The 23,136-nt window shown below is 45.6% G+C and carries 23 protein-coding genes; 15 read left to right on the top strand and 8 right to left on the bottom strand.

Annotated features, from left to right (window positions below; translation table 11 throughout):
- Positions 1-27: 27 nt before the first annotated feature.
- On the top strand, positions 28-1,191 hold the full coding sequence (locus QZW82_RS02575; RefSeq protein ID WP_293144125.1) for a quinone-dependent dihydroorotate dehydrogenase: 1,164 nt from the start codon (positions 28-30) through the stop codon (positions 1,189-1,191).
- A gap of 895 nt (positions 1,192-2,086) precedes the next feature.
- On the opposite strand, the gene QZW82_RS02570 is transcribed toward QZW82_RS02575, so the two are convergent.
- Both QZW82_RS02570 and QZW82_RS02565 read right to left on the bottom strand, forming a co-directional pair.
- On the bottom strand, positions 2,087-2,308 hold the full coding sequence (locus tag QZW82_RS02570) for a glycosyltransferase (protein WP_293144122.1): 222 nt from the start codon (positions 2,306-2,308) through the stop codon (positions 2,087-2,089).
- Between the two features lie 448 nt (positions 2,309-2,756).
- Positions 2,757-2,984: a hypothetical protein gene (locus QZW82_RS02565; RefSeq protein WP_293144119.1), complete on the bottom strand. Its 228-nt coding sequence runs from the start codon at positions 2,982-2,984 to the stop codon at positions 2,757-2,759.
- 663 nt (positions 2,985-3,647) lie between these two features.
- Here QZW82_RS02565 and QZW82_RS02560 point away from each other — a divergent pair.
- Together QZW82_RS02560 and QZW82_RS02555 are read left to right on the top strand one after the other, a co-directional pair.
- Entirely contained in the window at positions 3,648-4,286 is a 639-nt protein-coding gene (locus QZW82_RS02560; RefSeq protein WP_293144116.1) for a transaldolase family protein, read from the top strand.
- A 32-nt stretch (positions 4,287-4,318) separates the two neighbouring features.
- Entirely contained in the window at positions 4,319-4,600 is a 282-nt protein-coding gene (locus QZW82_RS02555) for a hypothetical protein (RefSeq protein WP_293144113.1), read from the top strand.
- Here the strand turns inward: QZW82_RS02555 and QZW82_RS02550 are convergent.
- The 3 genes from QZW82_RS02550 to cax all read right to left on the bottom strand — a co-directional run bounded on the left by QZW82_RS02550 (position 4,507) and on the right by cax (position 8,548).
- A complete protein-coding gene (locus QZW82_RS02550; RefSeq protein ID WP_293144110.1) occupies positions 4,507-6,570 on the bottom strand; it encodes a serine/threonine-protein kinase in 2,064 nt (687 codons plus the stop codon). The genes QZW82_RS02555 and QZW82_RS02550 overlap by 94 nt on opposite strands.
- A gap of 595 nt (positions 6,571-7,165) precedes the next feature.
- Positions 7,166-7,381, bottom strand: a complete 216-nt coding sequence (locus QZW82_RS02545) for a hypothetical protein (protein ID WP_293144107.1) — start codon at positions 7,379-7,381, stop codon at positions 7,166-7,168.
- 45 nt (positions 7,382-7,426) lie between these two features.
- Positions 7,427-8,548, bottom strand: coding sequence for a calcium/proton exchanger (gene cax / locus QZW82_RS02540; RefSeq protein ID WP_293144104.1), 1,122 nt, complete (start codon positions 8,546-8,548; stop codon positions 7,427-7,429).
- 519 nt (positions 8,549-9,067) lie between these two features.
- Here cax and nuoB point away from each other — a divergent pair.
- The 10 genes from nuoB to QZW82_RS02490 all read left to right on the top strand — a co-directional run bounded on the left by nuoB (position 9,068) and on the right by QZW82_RS02490 (position 16,274).
- Complete coding sequence (nuoB, locus tag QZW82_RS02535) at positions 9,068-9,769, top strand: NADH-quinone oxidoreductase subunit NuoB (protein WP_293144581.1); 702 nt, start codon at positions 9,068-9,070, stop codon at positions 9,767-9,769.
- 172 nt (positions 9,770-9,941) lie between these two features.
- Positions 9,942-10,490 carry a GNAT family N-acetyltransferase gene (locus QZW82_RS02530; RefSeq protein ID WP_293144101.1) on the top strand — a complete coding sequence of 183 codons (549 nt, stop codon included), beginning with the start codon at positions 9,942-9,944 and terminating at the stop codon, positions 10,488-10,490.
- A gap of 212 nt (positions 10,491-10,702) precedes the next feature.
- Positions 10,703-11,812 (top strand): DUF262 domain-containing protein, encoded by a 1,110-nt coding sequence (locus tag QZW82_RS02525; protein ID WP_293144099.1) that lies wholly within the window; start codon positions 10,703-10,705, stop codon positions 11,810-11,812.
- On the top strand, positions 11,809-12,459 hold the full coding sequence (locus QZW82_RS02520; protein WP_293144096.1) for an MAE_28990/MAE_18760 family HEPN-like nuclease: 651 nt from the start codon (positions 11,809-11,811) through the stop codon (positions 12,457-12,459). The genes QZW82_RS02525 and QZW82_RS02520 overlap by 4 nt, the downstream gene beginning before the upstream one ends.
- Positions 12,460-12,547: 88 nt before the next feature.
- Positions 12,548-12,841: an antibiotic biosynthesis monooxygenase gene (locus QZW82_RS02515; RefSeq protein ID WP_293144093.1), complete on the top strand. Its 294-nt coding sequence runs from the start codon at positions 12,548-12,550 to the stop codon at positions 12,839-12,841.
- Between the two features lie 148 nt (positions 12,842-12,989).
- Entirely contained in the window at positions 12,990-13,406 is a 417-nt protein-coding gene (locus QZW82_RS02510) for a VOC family protein (RefSeq protein ID WP_293144090.1), read from the top strand.
- A gap of 112 nt (positions 13,407-13,518) precedes the next feature.
- Positions 13,519-14,415 carry an AraC family transcriptional regulator gene (locus QZW82_RS02505; RefSeq protein ID WP_293144087.1) on the top strand — a complete coding sequence of 299 codons (897 nt, stop codon included), beginning with the start codon at positions 13,519-13,521 and terminating at the stop codon, positions 14,413-14,415.
- A 174-nt stretch (positions 14,416-14,589) separates the two neighbouring features.
- Complete coding sequence (locus QZW82_RS02500) at positions 14,590-15,072, top strand: hypothetical protein (RefSeq protein ID WP_293144084.1); 483 nt, start codon at positions 14,590-14,592, stop codon at positions 15,070-15,072.
- A gap of 241 nt (positions 15,073-15,313) precedes the next feature.
- Positions 15,314-15,625, top strand: a complete 312-nt coding sequence (locus QZW82_RS02495) for a GNAT family N-acetyltransferase (RefSeq protein WP_293144081.1) — start codon at positions 15,314-15,316, stop codon at positions 15,623-15,625.
- 127 nt (positions 15,626-15,752) lie between these two features.
- Entirely contained in the window at positions 15,753-16,274 is a 522-nt protein-coding gene (locus tag QZW82_RS02490; RefSeq protein WP_293144078.1) for a hypothetical protein, read from the top strand.
- A 144-nt stretch (positions 16,275-16,418) separates the two neighbouring features.
- Here the strand turns inward: QZW82_RS02490 and QZW82_RS02485 are convergent, their stop codons facing one another.
- The 3 genes from QZW82_RS02485 to QZW82_RS02475 are packed head-to-tail and all read right to left on the bottom strand — an operon-like array spanning position 16,419 to position 19,741.
- On the bottom strand, positions 16,419-17,918 hold the full coding sequence (locus QZW82_RS02485; protein WP_293144075.1) for a hypothetical protein: 1,500 nt from the start codon (positions 17,916-17,918) through the stop codon (positions 16,419-16,421).
- A gap of 14 nt (positions 17,919-17,932) precedes the next feature.
- Positions 17,933-19,306, bottom strand: coding sequence for an AAA family ATPase (locus QZW82_RS02480; protein ID WP_293144072.1), 1,374 nt, complete (start codon positions 19,304-19,306; stop codon positions 17,933-17,935).
- Positions 19,307-19,309: 3 nt separating this feature from the next.
- Positions 19,310-19,741, bottom strand: coding sequence for a HEPN domain-containing protein (locus QZW82_RS02475; protein WP_293144069.1), 432 nt, complete (start codon positions 19,739-19,741; stop codon positions 19,310-19,312).
- A 147-nt stretch (positions 19,742-19,888) separates the two neighbouring features.
- Between QZW82_RS02475 and QZW82_RS02470 the strand changes: the two genes are divergently transcribed.
- Positions 19,889-20,023 carry a hypothetical protein gene (locus QZW82_RS02470; protein WP_293144066.1) on the top strand — a complete coding sequence of 45 codons (135 nt, stop codon included), beginning with the start codon at positions 19,889-19,891 and terminating at the stop codon, positions 20,021-20,023.
- Between the two features lie 321 nt (positions 20,024-20,344).
- Entirely contained in the window at positions 20,345-23,128 is a 2,784-nt protein-coding gene (locus QZW82_RS02465; protein ID WP_293144063.1) for a DUF3536 domain-containing protein, read from the top strand.
- Positions 23,129-23,136 lie beyond the last annotated feature (8 nt).

Here is a 23,136-nt window from a genome sequence, read left to right as displayed (position 1 = left end):
ATTTATCAATTGCCCCAGGACAAGTCATTGGATATTTATCAATTAGGTGTACGCCCGCTGTTATTTTCGGTATTCAAAACCGATGCCGAGTGGCTGCACAACCGCACTCTTCAAGTTCTAGAAATAGCAGCCCGAAGCCAGTCTAATCCTGCCACCAGTCAAATGCTCTGGCGATTGCAGAAATCTTTGGGAGTCCAAGATTCTCGCCTCGAACAATCGAAGTGGGGGCTGAGCTTTAAAAATCCTGTCGGCTTAGCCGCAGGATTTGATAAAAATGGCGTAGCTGCGGACATTTGGGCAAATTTTGGCTTTGGCTTTGCCGAGCTCGGTACAGTCACCAGCCAAGCCCAGCCGGGAAACCCCCAACCTCGGTTGTTTCGCTTAGAGGCTGACAGTGCAGCCCTCAACCGCATGGGATTCAACAATCAAGGAGCTGCGGCAATGGCAGCCCGGTTTCAGGAAGCACAAAAAAAGTTAAAATTAGACGGCTCGCGCCCCATGCCTGAGTCTCCTTTCCCCTTGGGCATCAATCTCGGTAAATCTAAGGTAACACCGTTAGAGCTGGCCGCAGCCGATTATTTGGAGAGTTTTAAGCTGCTCAAAGATTGGGGCGACTATTTTGTAGTCAACGTTTCCTCTCCGAATACGCCTGGATTGCGATCGCTCCAAGATGCTGCTGGGCTCAGCACAATTTTGGAAACTTTGCAACAAGAAAATCGGGGAATCAAGCCAATTTTAGTCAAGATTGCGCCGGATTTGGAACCAGAGGCGATCGCATCCATCCTCGACTTAGCAAAAACCTACCAACTAGCAGGAATTATCGCCACCAACACCACCATCCGCCGCGACGGACTCAAAACCCAAATCTTGCGAGAAACTGGCAAACCAATCGCCGAAGAAGCGGGCGGAATTAGCGGAATGCCAGTGCAAGAGCGATCGACAGAAGTAATCAGATTTATCTGGCAATATACCAAAGGCGAATTACCAATAATTGGAGTAGGTGGCATTTTCACCGCCGAAGATGCTTGGGAAAAAATTGCCGCAGGTGCGAGTTTAATTCAAGTTTACACAGGTTGGGTTTACGAAGGGCCTTGGATGGTGCGCCGAATTTTAGCAGGCTTGCTGAAAAAGTTAGAAGAAAAAGGATTTAATTCAATTTCCGAAGCCGTTGGTTCGGAAAATATTAAATAGTAGGACATTTTCCAAGGTATGTAGTTGCGCTTCAGCGCTCTTCGCGTATATGTATAAAAAAGCGCAGCTTCCAAGGTATGTAGTTGCGCTTCAGCGCTCTTCGCGTATATGTATAAAAAAGCGCAGCTTCCAAGGTATGTAGTTGCGCTTCAGCGCTCTTCGCGTATATGTATAAAAAAGCGCTGATTCCAAGGTATGTAGTTGCGCTTCAGCGCTCTTTGCTTATATCTAGGAAAAAGCGATGATTCCAAGGTATGTAGTTGCGCTTCAGCGCTCTTCGCTTATATCTATAAAAGAACGCAAATTCCAAGGTACGTAGTTGCGCTTCAGCGCTCTTCGCTTATATCTAGGAAAAAGCGATGATTCCAAGGTATGTAGTTGCGCTTCAGCGCTCTTCGCTTATATCTATAAAAGAACGCAAATTCCCAGGTACGTAGTTGCGCTTGGGCGCTCTTCGCTTATATCTATAAAAGAACGCAAATTCCAAGGTATGTAGTTGCGCTTGGGCGCTCTTCGCTTATATCTATAAAAGAACGCAAATTCCCAGGTACGTAGTTGCGCTTAAGCGCTCTTCGCTTATATCTATAAAAGAACGCAAATTCCCAGGTACGTAGTTGCGCTTAAGCGCTCTTCGCTTATATCTATAAAAGAACGCAAATTCCCAGGTATGTAGTTGCGCTTCAGCGCTCTTCGCTTATATCTATAAAAGAACGCAAATTCCCAGGTATGTAGTTGCGCTTCAGCGCTCTTCGCTTATATCTATGAAAGAGCGCTGAAGCGCAACAACGTACCTGTTTATTTATATCTATGAAAGAGCGCCCAAGCGCAACAACATACCTCGACAATAAAACAAAAAATAACATTATCGACAACGATTTTACACCTAAATAGCAGCTTATTCAAGCAGTTTTTCAATCTCATCGCAGGCAACAAAAACACCATTTTGTTCTCCGACAATCCGCTGAAACTCGAATCCCAAGGCTGCTATTTTGGTTTGATATTCCTTGTGGGTTGCAAACACGACATCATGACCGCGTTTTCGCAATTCCAGGGCGATCGCAATTTTAGGATGCAGATCTCCTAAAGAACCAATTGTAGTAACAACAATTCGACTCACCCTCAAAACCTCTCGACTGGCATAACCTCTAGAATAACCCAGTTAATTCCACATTATATTTGTTGGGTGCAACCTCAGCACCGAGATGCCTATCTACAGGGGATAGAGGCGGTTTGGTATCCCCGGATTCCGGGAAATTTCGCCAACATAGCATAAATCGCTATATTTGACACAAACTTTTTGCCGTCATCAAAGCGCTGTGGCCAGTGCGCGTTACCTGTCCTAAACCCACTTTTTTGGGGCAGTTTAAAGGCATCAAATAAAACTCATCAGCGCTGTGTTTAAGATTTAAGTCATTAAAAAGAGGACTTTAGTCCTCACTAGACACGGGATTTTTAAAGAATGAACTAAAATTATTTAATTCCCAGAGTGGTAACTTGTGAATCTAGCAAAAATTACCACTAAACTCATAACTCATAACTTTCCCGTTGCGGTAGCACTTCATAACTTACTTGCGTTTAGAAATTTCTGACAGCTTCCAATCTATGCTGACCATCAAGAAACGTTCTACAGCCTTTAAAGTGTCTTGTTGGATATTTTGAATAAGTTGAAACGCATTTTCAGACTGAACATTTGCCGAGAATTCGTCAGCAGTTGCTGGTGCTTTGTCCGATTGGGCTGGTTCAGAAGATGCCTCAAAGCTGATTTGTGTGTGCTGATTTTCTTTTTCCGTCATTTCTGAGTCACCTCCTTAAGTGATTAGATACATAACCATAACTACAAATAAAACTTATCTGTATCCGGGATTTGGGAAGTAAATTTTTTGGTACCAGAGAATCGCAGTTACCAAAAGAGTTGAAAGTTTTAAATTCGGTTATAAGATATCTTCAACAGCATTTATGCACTTTCCCTCAGAAACCTATTCTTTTTTGGTAAGTCCTGTTGAATTAATACCTCGTATTTTCCGATAAAATAACCGCGCTCCAGTTTTGAGTGAGGAATGCGAGTCCTCCCTGCAAACTAATTTCATTACCCTCGTGACCGCAGGCACGATATTACAAGACAGAATTGGTTAAAAGCCCGCACGCCTGCTCGGGAGAAATTAAAATCACGCTATTCATTACTCCAATCCTCTTCCTTTTAGGTAGAGGCCGCTCTTAAACTGTTAAGAGGGCGGGCACGGGGGCACCGCCCCTACAAATTGTCAACTGTCAACTGTTGAAGCATTCCTAACTCACACACTGCCAGTGATGCACATCACTGAATTGTTATATTTACTTAACAGTAATATTTCCGAGATTCTGATATTGTGAAAGCTTAACAATTAATTTGACTCCGATCGCTCTCAAGCTGAAAGCAAGAATCTGGAAATTATTAAGAAACTGAAGGTGTAGAGTCGATGGCGATTTATGTTGATACTGCAATTGTAGCGGAAGCAATACGGGCGAGCAAGTTCGGGTGGATAGCGGGAATTACTACTAATCCCACACTTTTGGCAAAAAGCGAGCTATCTCCTGAAGAGACACTAAAACAACTGGCACAACTGATTCCTGGGGAAGTGTACTATCAGCTAACAGCATCGGATTTTGATGGGATGGTAGCAGAAGGAAAAGCGGCTTTTGCATTAATTGGGCAACAAACAGTTTTGAAAGTTCCAGCAACGGCGGCCGGCTTCCAAGCAGTAGCCCATTTGTCGCCGGAAATTCCTTGTGCGGTGACAGCTATTTACAGTGCAGCCCAGGCCGTTGTTGCCGCAGAAGCGGGCGCCAAATATGCGATCGCCTACGTGAATCGTGCCACCCGATTGTTGGGAGACGGTTTTGCCTTAGTGCGGGATATGGCAAATGTTTTGCAGAGAACGAATACAGAGATTTTGGCAGCTAGCATTAAATCGCCGGAAGAAGCAGTAAAGACTTTATTAGCCGGCGCCCATCATTTGACATTGCCTTTGGACGTGTTGCAAGCTATGACACTTCACGAATTGTCGCAGCAAACTGTGGATGAATTTGCCAAAAACGGGCGGGGAATTTTGGGATAATATCAAATCCCTTTGCACAATCTCTTGATTATTTGAAAATTGAAAATTGGGGATTGGGAATTGGGAATTGGGAATTGGTAATTGGTAATTGTTACTTCTTCCCTCTTCCTTCGATCAACTGTCAACTGTCAACGGAGAGGGCAGGCACGGGGGCACTGCCCCTACAACTGTCAACCGTCAACCGTCAACCGTCAACTGCCAACTGCCAACAGTCAACAGACTATGGCATTCGCCAAATTTTAATCGTGCGATCGGGACTGCCGCTGACCAAAGTCTTGTTATCTCTAGAAATAGCCACAGAATTCACAAACTGACCGTGACCAGAAAGAGTGTTTCTTTCTTTCCCCGTCTTCAAATCCCACACTATAATATCTCCGCCCCCGCTAATCAAAGTGCGACTGTCGGGACTAAAGGCGATCGTCCTCACCCAGCTCGAATGGCCTTTAAAAGTGCGGGTGCGCTTCCCGTCTTGCACGTTCGACAAACGGATCGTATTGTCGCTGCTAGCACTAGCCACAACTTGACCGTTCGGGCTAAAAGCCACAGCATTAACCGCACCCCCGTGGCCGGTGATAATTCTTCTGACTTCTCCGGTGTCAAGATTCCACAAACGCACAGTCTTGTCCTCACTGCCACTAGCGAGAGTTTGACCGTCCCGGCTCAGAGCGATCGCGTTTACTGCTCCGATGTGACCGGTCAAAGTCAGCAACCTGCTGCCGGTTCTGACATTCCACAAGCGAACAGTTTTGTCATCGCTGCCGCTAGCCAGATTTTGACCGTCGCTGCTGAAGGCGATCGCGTTGACAGGGGCTTTGTGAGCAGGAATTGTCCGCACCCGCCGCCCCGTCTTCAAATCCCACAAAATCACATTATTGTCGTTGCCGCCGCTGGCCAAAGTCGAACTGTCCGGGCTCACCGCTAGCGTGTTAACCGATTGTTTAGAATGCACCGGATTCAGAGTCCGCACCAGGCGTCCCGTCTTCAGATTCCAAATTCTAATCGTCCCAAAGCTGGCGCTGACCAAAGTTTGACCGTCCGGCGACAGGGCGATCGCATTTACACTTCCGACATTATCCAAACTTCTTTGCAAAAACTGACTGCTAGGCAAACTAGAAAGCAGCCACACCGGATTTGCCGGAAACACCCCGTAACGCATCGAACCATAAATTTGAGACGCGCCAATACCCAGCATCAAAACAGCAGCGCCCGCCACCAACTTCTTTTTCCAATCTAAAACCTCTTGCTCCGGCTTGTTCAAGCCACCAGAATTCAGAGGTTTGAGGCGGTTGATGGAAGTCTGCTTCGTCGCCCCAGACGCCCCGGAAGTTCCGCGAATTTTAGTTTGCCCCGTCGTCGGCAACTGAGTTGGTAACTGAGTTTCCGCACCGTCAAGATTAATTTCCTCCAAGCACTGCAAAACCATCTGCGGACTTTGAGGTCGATTTCCGGGAAAAGGCGCCATCAGGTAATCGATGACATTAGCCAAGGGGTCGGAAACCTGAGGAGCTCCTTTGCGCCACATTAATCTGCCCGTGCGGGGGTTCTCTGGGAACGCAGTCGGTGGCTTCCCAGTCAACAAATAAACAAAAGTGCGCCCCAGAGCAAAAAAATCCGACTGCGGAACAGCCTTGCCATTAGTTTGTTCGGGCGGCGTATAGCCAGGGGAAACAATACCAGTGACATTTTGCCCCTGGCCCACCTTAGCGAAATAAGTCGCCGACACTTCCCGAGCAGTGCCGAAGTCAATCAGCACTAGCTGCCCGTTCGGCTTGCACATAATATTGTGCGGCTTGATATCCCGATGAAAATAGTTGAGTCGGTGAACTTGGTCTAAAATTTCCGACAGTTGTTTGAGCCAGTTCAGAGCTTGTTCTTGACTGATCGGGCGGCCCCGATGTTTCAGCCAGTCTTGCAAATTGGCCCCAGCAATTTTCTCCATCACCAGACAGTGAAAAGACTCTGTGCTGTGAGCTGGCGAAAATGTAAAATAACCGTCGCGATCGACCTTTGGAATACCTGGATGTCTCAGCCTGACCAATACGTCGGCTTCTTGCTTAAACAGTTCTACAGCTTTGGGATGTTCTTTCAGCAGGACTTTGAGCACTCTTCGGGCGCCGTTGTCGTCCACTTCAAATGTTCTGCCAAAGCCACCGCCTCCGAGAGGCGCGACTAGCCGATATCTACCTTGCAACAAAAGTTCAGACCCGCAGTGGATGCACGCGGATTTACCAGAGTTGGCTGGATCGGAGGGATTCGGGCATTTGGGATTGAGGCAATAACTCACGAAGCCACATAACCCTGATTGAGGTTGCTCTATCAAGTTTTACTTTGGCACTCTCAGCACTTGCTTGTGACTGAGATTCTTGGTTCAACGAAGTCACTTGCTTGCGACTGGATTACTCCAGGTCAAGTAAAGGTGTCTTCTCCTCAAGCGTAAATTCCGGTATGCCCTACCGTACTCGATCGATCGTCTCGATCTAGTCAGGTTTTTGTTCAAATGCGAGTTTTCCTAGACGGCAACACCGATCGGTGTGACTGCGTACTCAACAATCCAGTTAAGTTTTTACGTTGTCTAGTTATACTCAATTTTCAACCTGCGACGATCGTATCACACCCAGTACAAGACTGATGAGCACTCTTGATTTAAATCCTTCGCGTCGCTAAAGTCAAGCGAAGTGAACTCTAGCTCGTTTTCCGCTTTCCATTGTACGATCGCTCCGGAGCACTCTGGAAGGAAGAAATAAAAGAGAGTGGGGGAGGGGGAGAGGGGGAGAGGGGGGGACAAACATTTGCCTAATGCCTTTTCCGTCTTCCTTCCTTTTGCTTTCTTCCCTCTTCCGGATGACGGCATAACTGATAGGTAATCGGGAATTCTTCTATCAGTTACATTCGTTAAATCCTGCACATTGCGAATAAGGCCGAACTTCCTTCTTCTTTCTTCCCTCGGAATTCCTTCTTCCCGATGACGGCATAACTGATGGGCGATCGAGAATTCTATCCGTTAAATTCCGCACATTGCGAATAAGGCAGAACTTCCATCTTCCATCTTCCATCTTCCATCTTCCATCTTTCTTCTTCCATCTTCCATCTTCCATCTTCCATCTTCCATCTTCCCTCTTCCTTCTTCCATCTCTAGAATTTTAAACGAGTCCTTCGATGACCGGATGGAAGAAAAACGCCAACGCCAAAACCGCATAAGTAGCCAAGAGCAAAGTACCTTCGAGCCAGTTAGACTTGCCATCAGAACTGATAGAATTCGCAATCAGCACCGACACCGTAACCGCTACGAGGTCAAACGGGTTGAAGTTCAAGTCCATCGGTTTGCCCACGATATAACCCACCAAAACCAACACCGGGGCAACAAACAAAGCAATTTGCAAGCTCGATCCCATAGCCACAGAAACCGACAAATCCATTTTATTTTTCATCGCCACCGTCACCGCCGTCGTGTGTTCGGCAGCATTGCCAATAATCGGCACTAAAATCACCCCGGTAAACAGTGATGTCAGCCCCAAACGCGCCGTCGCTTCTTCTAGAGTACCAACCAGGAGTTCTGACTCGATCGCCACCATGACGGTACAGGCCAACAGTACCGAAATCCACAACGGTAGATTCACCTTGTGGTCGGAACTCTCTGGTGCTAAGTTACTTTCGGCTAATTCTTCGAGACCTTCGACTTCTGCCACCCCTACATCGTAAAGATAACTGTGGGTTTTCATCGAAAACAGCAGAGTCAGCACGTAGACAATAATCAGGACTATAGCAACAGCGCTAGAGAGATTCTGCATAGTTTGTGGAGCGATGCCCATAGAGGTGACATTAACCGCCGTCGGCACCAAAATGGCAATCACAGCTAAGTTCATCGCCGAAGCATTCAACCGCGCGACTGTTGGCTGAAATTCTTGTTCTTTGTAGCGCAAGCCGCCTAGCAGCATTGCAAATCCCATCACCAGCAGTAAGTTGCTGATAATTGAACCGGTGATGCTGGCCTTAACAACATCTATTAATCCGGCGTTGAGGGCGACGATGCCGATAATCAATTCCGTGGCATTTCCGAAGGTAGCATTCAGCAAACCCCCCAAGTTGGCGCCGAGGACAACGGCGATTTCTTCAGTAGCCGTACCCATCCAGGCGGCTAAAGGGACGATGGCTAGGGCGGAGGTGATGAAGATTGTGGAGGATTCCCAGCCGAGAAAGTGTCCGGCGATGGAAACTGGGATAAATAGCAGCAGGCTGGAAATTATGTTGGTTGTGTTTAGCATTTAAATTCTGAAAAGCTCCCAACCGTCAATCATAGCCTGCCAAGAAGTTTAGTTAAGGGGGAGGGGGAAAGGAATTGGCTGTTGGTTTAAGGTTGAAAGCTGGGGGTGGGCGATCGCACTTACTCGCGTTTTTTGGTCAGAAGTTGGCGAAGATAGTTAATAAAATTGAAAAGGGCGATCGATAATTTGAAATTTACCAGAAAGAATTGGTTGAAAGCCCGCCCGCCCGATCCGGAGAAATTAAGATCGGACTATTCATTACTCCAATCCTCAAACTTAAGGGTAGAGTTCGCTCTCAAACTGTCAACTGTCAAGCGGTCAACTGTCAACTGTTGAATCAGCCCAGAACTAAACTGCTACAAAGATAAATTGCCTGTTTTGAAGATGAGATCGTGCGCGAGTATCAAGATATCTGACAGTTCGTGGCGAGAGCTAGAATTCGATGCCAGAATTAGAGTGTCAACGAACAACCAACAGCTATATCGTTCCAGGAGTTTTGTCAACATGAATTCACCTGACATGACACGAGATATTGCTTCAGAAGATTTGTCGATCGCCAACCCGGCTGCTTATCCCGAAGTTACGCAACAGCTATCGGAAAACGTAATTTTCACCACAGTCGATGACCTTTACAACTGGGCAAAAATGTCCAGCCTGTATCCGTTGATGTTTGGCACTGCTTGCTGCTTCATTGAGTTTAGCGCCATGCTCGCTTCCCGCTTCGATTTGGATCGATTAGGTGTATTTCCCCGAATGTCTCCCCGACAGGCAGATTTGATGATTACCGCCGGCACAATTACGATGAAGTACGCTCCGGTTTTGGTGCGGCTTTACGAACAAATGCCCGAGCCCAAATACGTGATTGCTATGGGCGCTTGCACGATTACGGGCGGAATGTTTAGTGCAGATTCTCCGACTGTTGTGCGCGGTGTGGACAAGCTAATTCCGGTAGATGTTTATTTACCTGGATGTCCGCCGCGGCCAGAAGCAATCATGGATGCGATCGTCAAACTCCGCAAGAAAATTGCCAACGAAAGCTTGCAAGAACGGCAAAAGACGGAACCAACCCACCGCTATTACACCCGCCCTCACCGGATGAACGTTCTGCGGGTAATTCACGACGGAAAATACCTGGAAACCCATCAGGTGCCGCCTGAACTTGTCGCATCGGGATTGCCTGTTGTACGGGAGTTGGAATCGATTCGGGCGATCGAAGTTTAAGTATGATTGAAATTCAAATCTTCCACGAGTCTCACCGAATAATATAATCTCCGCAGCCAAGACCACAATAAACAAGGTTTGTAGTGAGGACTTTAGTCCGCATAATTTGAGGAATAAAGTCCTCACTACGAACCGTTGCAAATCACTGTTAATTAACCAGACACCATATGAAATGGATTTTTGTATTCGATTAGCTAGCTTAAAAGATATTCCTAAGCTGACAACTTTAATTCCCGATTCTGCTAGAGCTTTGCAAGCAGACTACTACACTTCTGAGCAGATTGAAGGTGCAATCGGCACAGTCTTTGGAGTTGACAGTCAACTGATTCAAGATCGAACATACTTTGTTGCTGAGCGCGATCGCCAAATTGTCGGTTGCGGTGGTTGGAGCCAGCGAAAAACGCTTTATGGAGGTGATTCAGGCAAAAATAATCAAGAAGACAGCCTGCTCAACCCAGACAGCGACTCAGCAAAGATTCGGGCATTCTTTGTCGATCCAGTATGGGCGCGTCAAGGAATTGGCAGTCAAATTATGCAATCCTCTGAACTGGCTGCTGAGCGTGCTGGATTTAAGGATGTGGAGACGATCGCAACGCTGGCAGGAGAGCCATTTTACACAAAATTTGGCTATCGGGCGATCGAGCAATTTGAAATTCCGCTCCCAAACAATCAGTTTCTCCCCGTTGTCCGTATGTTTAAGATTTTTCTGTGCAGCCGATAAATCAGTAACGATCGAATCAGTATGAAGGTTGTGTCACTAATTTACAATAGAAAATACCTGGAAACTTCAGCAGATCTGATTTCGCATGGTCTTGACAACAAAGTTGACTATTTCTGGGTCTCCTTTCTTCAAATGATCGCCTAGTGATATAATGTCTATGTATTGCCCTGCAATGATAGCTATACATAATAATACTTAGGAATGTTTCAGCCATGCCTCTACAAGAAGAAATTGACAAAACAAGGCAAGAAATTCGGACAGATAGCTACTCAATGTCTATTGGCGAGTGGATCAGCCTTTATGAAAATAATGAAATCGATATTCACCCAGATTTTCAAAGGTTTTTTCGGTGGTCTGATTATCAAAAATCAACTTTTATAGAATCAATTCTTTTAGGCATACCAATTCCACCAATTTTTGTTAGTCAAAGAGATGATGGAATTTGGGATGTGATCGATGGTTTGCAGAGACTCTCAACCATCTATGAATTTGTCGGTCTTTTGAAGCCCGAGAATCAAGAGCCAGATACATCTTTTATCGCTTTACAAAAAACTACTTATTTACCTTCATTACAAGGAAAAAAATGGGACGATCCAAACGATAAAAATAACTCTTTCACTCAAGCACAGCGTCTATTGATAAAGCGAGCAAAAATAGCCGTAAATATTGTTGAAAAAGAAAGCGACAAAATGATTAAATATGAGCTATTTCAGCGACTCAATACAGGAGGCTCAATTGCTACACCACAAGAAGTAAGAAACTGCATTCTTTTAATGTTGAATAAAGATTTGTATAATTTGATGCGTTCACTGGCAGATCGCGAGTCATTCAAAAGCTGCATTGCTTTGAGCGATCGACTCTATGAAGAACAGTATGATATGGAATTAGTATTGCGTTTTATTCTTCTCTTTGACCAAGATGATGAAAGTCTTAAAAAGTTAGGTGGTGATGTCAGCGAGTTCCTAACCGCTAGAATGCGAGAAATGGCTCTGAAAAAAGATTTGGATAGCAGCCACATAGAGAGAGCGTTTGATGTGACTTTCAATATGCTTAATGAAGCTATGGGAGACGATAGCTTCAAGCGATATAAATCGGAGAATGATAAATTCCTGGGAGGCTTTCTATTATCTGCCTATGAGGTGGTAGCACTAGGAATTGGATACAACTATCAAAATCCGATTCCAACCGACCAAATACCTAATCGTATAAAATGTATTTGGTCAGATCCAATTTATAAACAATGGTCGGGAGCTGGAGTGAATGCAGCCAGACGCTTACCCTATCTGATTCCGCTTGGCAGAAAGGTATTTTCACCTTTATGAGCATCCGAACAGCAGAAGAATTAAGTGACAGACTGGCTACGGATCTTTCTTGGCGAAAAAAGGAACTTTCAGAAATGAAATCTATGGTAGAAGCAAAAAATGTTTCCGATCAAAGACATAAAGCATTAGTGCGGAGTGGAGTATGTATTCTCTATTCCCATTGGGAAGGTTTTGTTAAGTTAGCAGCGAACTCTTATCTAGAATATGTAATCTCAAAAAAGCTTACTTATCAGGAGCTTTCTAGTAATTTTTTAGCTTTGGCGATGAAAGAAAAACTTAAGGAAGCAAAAGAGACAAATAAGCCATCATTGTATATACCTGTTTGTGACTTCTTTATTTCCGAATTGAATCAGAGATGTATCCTACCTAAAGATGTAATATCTACTGCATCGAATCTATCTTCTGAAATTTTAAAGGAAATAACTTATATTCTGGGAATTGATTTTTCAATCTACTCTACTAAGTCGGTATTAATTGATACTAAGCTTTTGAAGACAAGGAACGAAATTGCACACGGAAATTATTCGGTGTTTGATAGGGATGAATATCTAGAGTTACACAGAGAAGTTATAGGAATGCTGGATATATTTCGGAACCAGATAGAAAATGCTGCTATTGAGAAAAAATTTATGCAGAAGTGCCCTTAGATAGAGATGCTGCACGCCGAACAACTTTATCGGTGAATACGTTACCCTCGTTGAGGTGCTAGAATTAGCAAAATAGCTGTTTAAACCTATGATATTAGAAGTTGCAATTCTTGATGTTAAAGCTAATATGGCTGCTGAGTTTGAAATTGCTTTCAAAACAGCTTCAGGTATTATATCTTCTATGCCGGGGTATATCTCGCACGAGCTGCAACGCTGCATAGAAAACACAAATCGTTATATTTTGTTGGTGCGGTGGCAAAGTTTGGAAGACCATACTGTGGGATTCCGAGAATCGCCAGATTATCAAAAGTGGCGTTCCTTATTGCACCATTTTTACGATCCATTTCCGACAGTCGAACATTATGAAGTCATTTTGTCATGACTTACGTATTAAGACTAAAGAAACCGGATTTTTCACCTAACATGAAGGCTACAGCGAAAAGTTTTTGTCAAAAAGCCCGGTTTCTAACCTCCGCTGCATCCAGGAGTATTTGCAAAGTTTTAAGTCTAAAGCATGGAGGAAATTTCAAATGATTGATATAGGTTTAACTCACATCGCACTCCCAGTTTCCGATGTTGAGAAAAGTATTGAATTCTACTCGAAGTATGCTGGGATGCAGGTCGTTCACCGCCGGATTGATGCAGCAGCAGGTGTTGCTGTCGTATGGCTTTCTGACGGCACTCGTCCTTTTGTAATTGTGCTCATTCAGACAAACTCTGTACATCCAGTTTTGTCTCCGCTGGCACACCTTGGGGTTGGTTGCAAGAGTAGGGAATATATGGATTCTCTATGCGATAAGGCACGTCAAGAAGGCGTACTGGTCGATGAACCAAAAGATTCTGGATATCCGATCGGCTATTGGGCTTTTTTGCGAGACCCGGACGGCCATACTCTGGAACTATCCTACGGGCAAGAAATTGGATTTACGGTGGAGAAGGTTGGCTGAAAATAGGCTGTGCAGGGGCTTCACTGCACTTGCACAGCACGGTGAGGGCGGACGAAAGGGGGCGGGACAGCAGTCGCATATAATTGGAATAGTCCTGAACGGTAAATGTGCCATGCAGCATCATCAACCGTCAATTGCTCGATCGCCCCGCGAGTATGTGAGTCTGTTTCCCCGTCCACCGCACTTGACCAGTTTTGCAACGCAGTGGCAAGGAATCTCAGTGATTACCATGCGACAGTCACCCTACGAACTTCCCGAAGTTTGCATTCCACTGGATGGCGTTGGTATCTTTACAAGTTGCAATGTCTCAGAACGATCGATCGATGGCATTTCTAAGAGCGAGTCAACTAATGTTGGAGATATTGTAGTTGTTCCTGCGAATATTGGTCATAGCGTTCGCTGGTTCACTGAAGGAGAGATGATTGTGATTGGGCTAGATACTTCTTTGGTTGCCCGTGCGATCGATGATGCAGCCTATTTCACTCAGACCGAACTATTGCCCCATTTTTCTACGCCCGATCCTTTGGTGTATCAACTTGGTTTGTCGCTTAAATCTGTTCTCGAACAAGATCCTGCTGGCAGTCGCTTGTATGCAGAAACCGCAGCGGCAATGCTGTCGGTACATCTACTGCAAAAGTACGGTAAACGGAAACTGGAATTTAAAGACTACACGGATGGATTGCCTCGGTCTATACTGCGTCAAGTTATTGAGTATATTGAAGCAAATCTCGGTGGCGAGTTAGGATTGGCAGATTTGGCGGCAATTGCCAATCTGAGCCCGCACTACTTTACGCGCTTGTTTAAGAAATCCACTGGATTGACGCCACATCAATTTGTGATTCGGTGTCGGGTGGAACGGGCAAAAACTTTACTGCTAGCTGGAAAAGAGTCGATCGCGGAAATTGCCCAACAAGTTGGATTTGCCAATCAAGCGCATTTGAACGTTCACATCAAGCGATTGTTGGGTGTCACCCCAAAAATGATTCTCGAACACCGCAAGAATCTATAAAAAATCGCAAGAATCTAAAAGATGGAGAGGGGCGAGCCTTACTATGTTGGTAGTAGTCCATCAGGATGTGTACCTGACAACTCTACACAGATTCTTGTATCCCCAAAGTCGCTCTCAGGGCAGCGTCATTACACTCCCATTTAGTCCACAACTACAGATCTCAAAAGAGGTTTTATGATCCATCACATTTCCGTTTCCGCTCAAAACCCCCAGCACGTCGCCCAAGTCCTGGCAGAAGTCCTCAAAGGTCAAGCGGTGCCCTTTCAAGTTCATCCAAACAGCTACATGGTCATCGCGATGGATGAACACGGTACAGCCATTGAAGTCTTGCCTTCGGGAGTGGAAATCAGTCCGGGTTCCGGGCCGGATGGGTGCAGTTTTATGCACAATCCTCAAGCGTCTCAATTGACAGCAACTCATGCCGCCGTGTCCGTCCCTAGCAGTCAAACTGAAATTGAACAGATTGGGAAGCGAGAAGGTTGGCGGGTTGTCCGCTGCGATCGCGAATCTTTCTTTGATGTGATTGAGTTTTGGGTAGAAAACCATTTGATGTTAGAGTTCCTAACGCCAGAGATGACCGCCAAATATTTGGCATTCACTCAACAGCCGGATGTGCTGAAGAACTTTGTAGCTGCACCCACTGAGGCGATCGCGTAAATTACGAGAGGCGCCAGCAGACAACTAAAATTAATTACGCGGCTCGTGCGGCAAGTATCTCCGAATTATTTAAGGATTCGGAGATATTATATCGTTTCCGGTTGCATCGGAATGATTTTACCGCAGAGACCGCAGAGGACACAGAGAGAAGAGAGAAGAGAGAGATTAATAATTCCAATGCTACCGGATTTGATATTAATTGTTGGTAATTTTCCTATTGTTAACTCAGATATCTTCCCTAATGAACAACATTTCTCTTCGACTGCTTCGAGAAAATGAGTTATCTGCGGCTGAACATATTTTTAGACTGGCCTTTGGTACTTTTATTGGATTGCCTGAACCCACAGATTTTTGTGCTGATATGAACTATGTTCAAACCCGATCGCAAATCGATCCGACAGCGGCTTTTGCCGCCGAGGTTGATGGGCAGCTAGTTGGCTCGAATATAGCTATTTGTTGGGGGAGTGTCGGTTTTTTGGGGCCGCTGAGCGTTCATCCTGACTTTTGGGGTCGAGGTGTTGCTCAACGTTTGATTGACTCATTGAATGAATGAATGTGCGATCGACAAATTCTCAAAATGGGGGACGGTACAGGCGGGTTTATTTACTTTTCCCAACAGCCCAAAACACCATGGGCTGTATCATAAATTCGGGTTCTACCCGCGTTTTCTGACATTTATAATGGTAAAACCCATTGAGTCGGTTGAGTTGGACTTACCAGTAACAAAATACTCTGAGCTAAGTCTACAGGAGCGATCGCACTTTCTGAAAGAATGTTATCAACTGACAGATGCTATTTATCCAGGGCTGGACTTATCGCGGGAGATTTTGGCTGTTGACGCTCAAAACTTGGGCGATACGGTTTTACTGTGGGATGACAAAGGTTTGGCAGGATTTGCTGTTTGTCATTGTGGTGCGGGTAGCGAAGCTGGTTCTGATGTATGTTACGTCAAATTTGGAGCTGTGCGATCGGGAGTGCAAGCAGGCGAACTGTTTGAACAGTTGCTCGATGTCTGTGAAGCCTTTGGGGCGAGTCAAAAAATGTTGCGTCTCAGGGCTGGAGTGAATACGAGCCATGATGGCGCTTATAGCAGAATGGTCGATCGCAATTTTCGCACTGAAAGTACAGGTTTAGTAATGCACAGACCCAACGATCCCGGTTACAATCGACCGGAGGTTTTTGTATTGGATGATTGGCGCTAATGCAAAACAAGTTTGGCGATTTTTTTAGTTCTTGAGGCAATTTGACTTCTTTTTAATTCGATCGTCATTTTGGTAATAATTTCAGCGTTCAAAGACTGAGCCTCAACAGTAAGGTAAGAGATAGCTTGCCAAATATCGTTAATATTACTTTGGACGTTTAACCCCTCCTCTCCGTTTAACTTGAAAGCCATACAAATAGATTTCAGGCATATTAATACGTCCATCAGAACGATTTTCTACAATCCCAAGTAGAAGTAAATATTGCAAAAATTCTTCAGGGTTAGTGGTGGGTGGTTGTTTTTCCAGTTGTTCACTCCATTTGGTTGATTTAACTGCATCTAAAAACTTCTCCCTTGGTATGGGAGCTTCTAGACCAACTAAACTCGTTTTGAGAGATTCTAACCAGGGATACTCATCTTGCAATTCCCTGATTCGATCTTCTGAGGTACGTGTTAAAGCCGCCTGCAAGTCAGAAGGTTGCAAAAGTTCTTTAGTGTCTTCCACAATAGAGTTCGATTCCCTTCTATCTTTTGCTGATAATGCAAATAACTTCAGAAAAGAACGTGGCGCAATTCTACCGCCAGCATCCTGAAGGTGATTAGGAATCCAACGATAGGTAATTCCTTTTTTAGGATTAGGCCCCATATACTTACCAATCATCTTTTCGATAAGTTCTTCAAACAATTTCTCGTTTGATGTTGCAGTCCATCCCAAGCTAGTTCTGTTTTCAATAATCAACTCTGGGATTTTTTGTAAATATTCTGTCATTTCAGGGCCAGAGTTCGCCAGTCGTTTGACAAAAAGTTGATAAAGCCATGAAGGTTTCCATTCCAATTCAACCTGATGACCTCGCAGTTTGGAAGCATCGGGAAAGCTCAAAAAATCCTCTCGAAATAGATCGGTACGCAAAAATATTTTGGGGCGTATTCTCTCCCAACGTCGCCATCTATCTAGCCACAAAGCTAAAAGTTGACGAATGGGATTTGCTAAGGCAATGTAGGAAGTAACTAATCGATCTAATTCATCATAAGTGACAAATAACCAATCATCAGTCTCAAGGAGTTTTTCGTCTAATTTATCTAAGACATAATTTAACTTTTCAATATTTTTGTTGACTAGGGGCAGCCAGTCTGACAATAGAGATAATTTCCCTTTGAGGACATTAATAATTTCCGGCTCTATTGCTTCAAGAAGAAAATCTTTTAGCTTAAATTCTTCTTGCTCTAGGATGACACCTAACATTAAACCGATCCAGAAGCTACGCCATTCAATATTTGTAGCTTCTTGCATTTGACGCTCAACAATGTCTGGTATAGGAAATCGCTTTTCTGCTGTGCGAGTCCGCCCAAAGCCAGCTATCCACGTTGTTTGGCTCAAAGGAGGTAATCCTCTAATTCTCAAACTTTCAACCAAGGCTTCCCGTCCAGAAGGGATGGCTAGTAAACGGAATAATTCTGTTTTTCCTACCCCGCGTCCTCCTAGTATTAACAAGATATTGGGTTCTAAAGCATAGCGATAATTTGGAATCGGTAAGAAATTTTTTAAGAACTTCTCCTCATTATCACTTTCGTGCTCAGCCGTACCCATTCCGGGAGCAATTTCACCGATCAATTCTAGTAGTTTTTGTTGGTTAAATTCACTCATTTTTTGATGCTTGTTTATCTACTTTTTTCAAGGTTAAAATTAAATATTTCGCATAATTTTCTAGCAATATCCTGATAAGGGGAATTAGTCATTATCCTTACAATGTCTGACAGCCGACTTGCTTCTTCAGGGGTTAAATTACGGATAAATAGGGCTATGTCTCCTCGTAGATTTTCCTGATATGGTATAACAAAAGGGGTAAATGGCTCCCCTATATTAGTTGAATTAGGAACGGTTTCATCTTCAGAATAATAGTTATCTTGAAAAATCGTATAGGCTTGTTCTCGAAATCCTGCTAACTCTTGCTCCCTGCCCGGTATTCCTAATGCTGGAGCCATCGAATGTACGAGAATTAATGGTAAACGCTGATCGACTCCAGGGCTTGCTAAATGGCGTATTACATGAGTTAGTCCCGCCCAACTTTGGCGTGATTGAGTTCCAAAGATAACTGCTGCATGGGAAAGATTGGCAATCGCCAAGCCACCAATATCGTGAAAACCAGCCCGCGCATCCATTAGAATAAAATCTAAAGGTTTTGCTGCACTTTGTAATTCTTTTAACATATCTCCCATTGTACTTCGCAGTTCACCACCGACGAGATTCTGAAAATCCAATCGTGCTAATTTTTCTAAGTAATCTCGATCTACTGTACCCGCCGGAAGTAATTTCAGGTCTTCGCCATTATCTCCTAGCAAAGTTGGTTCAGTAAGATTTTTGATGTGAGTGCTAAGTTTCCAATCGTTTCCTTGAATCTTCTTTTCTAATAAATAATCAATTACACCAGGATTATTGGAGTTGTCTGGTGAAAAAATTGTAGCAAGACCGGGTGCTTCTAAATCGAGGTCAACAATGGCAACTCGATGACCGTTACGGGCTAAAGTTAATGCAGTAGCAACGAGGGTACTGGTTCGTCCGACACCTCCTTTGAAGGAGAAAAAAGATACGATCGCAGGCTTACGCTTTTCATAGACTAATTCCTCTTTCCAAGGTGGTTCACCTACCTTCTGATCTGTCCAGGCCTGTTTAGCAATGTGACGCTCAAGAATATACCAGCGAGGCAGAACTAATTCATCATCCCACGAGGCCAAAACTCTTTCTTTCTCGATAGTATCAATTAAGGCTTTGTAAGCATCATTTTCTCCCGCTGGCAACCAGATATCAGTGCCGTAATAAGGGCCAAGTTTTTGAGAAAGAAGCTGAGCGAGGTCAGTAGTATTAACTTCTTGTGGTTTTTGACCTTCCGATAAATTAAGAAAAAGTCTAATTTTTCCATTGACATCACGAATAATGGTGACAGACTGAAGCTTAGGCACAAGTTCAGATACAATGCTGGGTTCACTAAAACATTCCTTTACTCGCTCAAATGTTTCACCAAAAGCGATCGTCATGTGTTAAATATCCTTGCTGGAAATTGAGCCATTTAGCACTAATTTGGGGATGATTGATCGGTAAATTTCTTCGGCACGTTTAACAGCTAACTTTGCTTCTTCCTCAGTCCAAAGCTGAGACTTGGCGTATCTCCTCTCTGGGTGATCTTGGGCTAGAACAGTGCCAGCTATTCTTGAAGCAGGAAGTTGCCGATCCAAAATGGGATAAAGAACCCGCAAGCGTTCCATTGCTCTTCCATCAAGTTCCTGGAGGTCGTGTCCATACTTTTTTACGGCACCTTTATCATCTTTAAAGTATAGCTCAACAAGTAGTTTAAATGAACATTCCACGACATAGGCAGCAAGGTAAACAGCGTTGTCCCAGCGTTGGGTTTGCAAGAGAATTTGGGCATCCTGTAAATGCCTGCCTGCTGAGTTGGAAAAGGATTCTTGCATTGTCTATGTAACCAATACTTCGGACAGTTGCAGTATAATCATTTTCTGGATTAGTCCGGTACAGTCCTCCGCAATGTCTACGATCGCCCCCGATACCATCCAAATGAACTTTCGGGAGGAGAAGCACAGCAACAGTACAGTAAAGCGGTGCAACAGACCCCTCAGCAGCCAAAATTTTGGCTGTTGAGGGGTTTCACCCTGTTGTTAACTTTCAGCAGCACAACTACCATCGATCGCCAAAGATTAAATTTTTCCGGGGAAAACTTGCCATTTAATGAATAAGACTTTAAAATGCAGCAATGTAAATATAAACTCTCAACGAGCAGCCCTGCACGCACTAACCTGAAATGGGTCGAAAGTGCCACAAAGCAGCAACAGCTAACTTTTATAACTCTTTCAACAGCAAAGCATTGGCAGAAAAACTCAGGGATCGACGGTTGATATATTGCAACGAATGCTTTGCTCGAAATACTACAAATGAATCAAAAATTATCTGGCAAAATTTAGCACCTACAGATGCCTAGCCCAAACGCCTGCTGCGTAAGGTTTAACTTACTGATTAGGCTGGTTTTCATGTCTTTAACTACTTGAGGATTCGATCGCATGGTTTCGATTTCTAAAACTCAGTCCGACTTGCTCTCTGTGTCTGCGCCAATCGTGACGGCTGCAACCCAAAGCAGCACCGCTACAGCAACTGGAGTGTGTATCACAGTTCACGGTCACTTTTACCAGCCACCTCGGGAAAACCCTTACCTGGACGCGATCGAACGCCAAGCCAGCGCCTCTCCCTTCCACGACTGGAACGAACGAATTGACAACGAGTGCTACCGCCCGAACGCCTTTGCACGCATACTCAACGATCGCGGTGAAGTCGCGGGGATCGTCAACAACTACGAATATCTCAGCTTCAACATCGGCCCGACCCTGATGAGCTGGCTGGAACGCTACGACAGTTCAGTCTACCAGCGGATTCTGGAAGCCGATCGCAAAAGCTCTCAGCGCCTCAACGGTCACGGCAACGCGATCGCCCAAGTGTACAATCACATCATCATGCCGCTGGCGAACGAGCGAGACAAATACACCCAAATTCGCTGGGGGATCGCAGATTTTCGCTCTAGATTCGATCGCCATCCCGAAGGAATGTGGCTCGCCGAAACCGCAGTAGACTACGCCACCCTGGAAGTTTTGGTGGCTGAAGGCATTCGTTTTATTGTCTTAGCCCCCTCCCAAGCCGAACGCTGCCGCCCGCTAATCGGGCAAAACCAAGAAGGACAACAAGAAACAGATGCCGAATGGCACGAAGTCGGCGGCGGCCAAATCGATCCGACTCGCCCCTACCGCTGCTATTTGAAGCCGGAAATGCGCTTGATGGCTGACCACCAACTTTCGCCCCTGAGCACTTACCACTTTACTCGCGGACACGGCCAGCAGTCCTCAGCCCCAAATCCTAACACTCCCTACATCGATATCTTTTTCTATGACGGCCCGATCTCGCGAGATATGGGTTTCAACGACGTTCTCAGCAGCAGCCACCATTTGGCGGGGCGCTTGGGTCAAGCAGTGCGGGGAGACCACAGACCGGCTCAATTAATCTCCGTGGCGACAGATGGCGAAACTTTCGGCCACCACAAAAACAGTACGGAAAAATGTCTCGCCTACGCTTTCACAGAAGAGTTTCCCCGCCGCGGCTGGACTGTGACAAATTATGCTCATTATTTAGGTCAAAATCCCAGCACTTGGGAAGTGGAACTCAAACCGGTGACGGCTTGGAGTTGTTCTCACGGGGTCGATCGCTGGCAAGATGATTGTGGGTGCGGTGGCGGTGGCGGGTGGCACCTCCTGTGGCGCAAGCCTTTGCGCGATACTCTAAATTGGCTGCGCGATCGACTGATTCCGATTTATGAGGAAGCGGGGCGCAAGCTGTTTCGCGATCCCTGGAAAGCTAGAGATGAATATATTGATGTCATCCGCGATCGATCGCCCGCTAACGTTGACAGTTTCCTCCAACGCCATCAAATTCGCGAACTCGATGCCGCCGAACAGGTAGACGCCCTGCGCCTCCTGGAAATGCAGCGCCACACTTTGTTAATGTTCACTAGCTGCGGCTGGTTTTTTGAAGAAGTCTCTCGCCCCGAAGGCGTGCAAATTTTGCGCTACGCAGCCAGGGCGCTGGAATTGGCGGGGGAAGTTGCTGGTGTGCACCTCGAAAAGGATTTTATCGATCGACTAGCCCTAATACCCAGCAACGTTGACTCTTTCAAAACGGGTGCAGAAGTTTACCGCCAACTGGTGACGACGGCCCAAGTCAGTCTCAAACAAGTAGCCGCCCACTACGCGATTAGTTCTCTGTTTGCCAAATATCCCCGCGAACAGCGAGTTTACTGCTATCAGGCCGAACAGGAAGATTTCCAAATTCAGCGCATGGGATCGATGACTCTGGCCGTGGGTCAATTGCAGTTAACCTCGGAAATTACCCGGGAAACAGAGGTTTTTGTGTTTGCTGCATTCCACCTCGGGGGCTGGGACTTCCACTGCTGCATTCAGCCTTTCGGCAGCCGCCGGTCTTACACTATGCTCAAAGAGCGGTTGTTTGGAGTTCTGGAAGAAGCTTCGGCGGCCCACGCGATTCTGGAAATGGTGCGGTTGTTTGGGGATCAGTCCTTTAGCTTGCGGGATTTATTTGCTGAGGAACGCCACCGCATCGTGCAGTTGCTGAGTCAGGAAAATTTGACTCGCTTGGATCAACTTTACACTCAGGTTTATCGGGAAAATTACGGGGTGATGATGGCTTTCCACCGCGACGAGTTGCCGGTGCCGCTAGAGTTGCAGGTGGCTGCTGAGGTGGCTTTGGGACACCGCTGTTTGACGGCGGCGAAGGCGCTGGAACTGGAAACGGAGGACGCGGAGTCGCTGCTGGCGGAAATTGAGGCGATCGCCACTGAAGCTGGCAACCTCCGCAGCCGGTTGAATGTTCCTGAAGTCAAGCAAATTTTGGAACGGCTGGTTTGGCGTTCTCTAGACACGCTACTGCAAGCAGGATCGGGCGCGGACGATCGATCGTCTGTCAAGTTAGAAGCTGATATCCGCTACATTCAGCGTTTGATAGCTGTGGGCGATCGGCTGAGTCTGGGTTTGTGTTTGGACAAATCGCAGGAACTCTATTTTGATTCTCTGTACAGTCAAATTGTCCCTCTGTGTTTGGGCTGGCTGCAACGGCAAGCTGCTTCGACGGGCGATAATAAGGTTGACCCTGTTACCTTGGATACCGCCAGCTCAGACGGCGGCTGGGAGTTGCCTTCGATCCGGCAGTTGTTGGAGTTGGGTCAAACTCTTGCCGTTGATGTTGAGTGTTGGTTGGATCAATTAAGCCGATCGCCGATCGATTAACCTGCATC

It is taken from the genome of Microcoleus sp. bin48.metabat.b7b8b9.023 (genome assembly GCF_013299185.1).
In the GTDB taxonomy this organism is placed as follows: domain Bacteria; phylum Cyanobacteriota; class Cyanobacteriia; order Cyanobacteriales; family Microcoleaceae; genus Microcoleus.
Note: the sequence above shows the minus strand (reverse complement) of the source record. Positions and strands in the feature narration are given on the sequence as shown.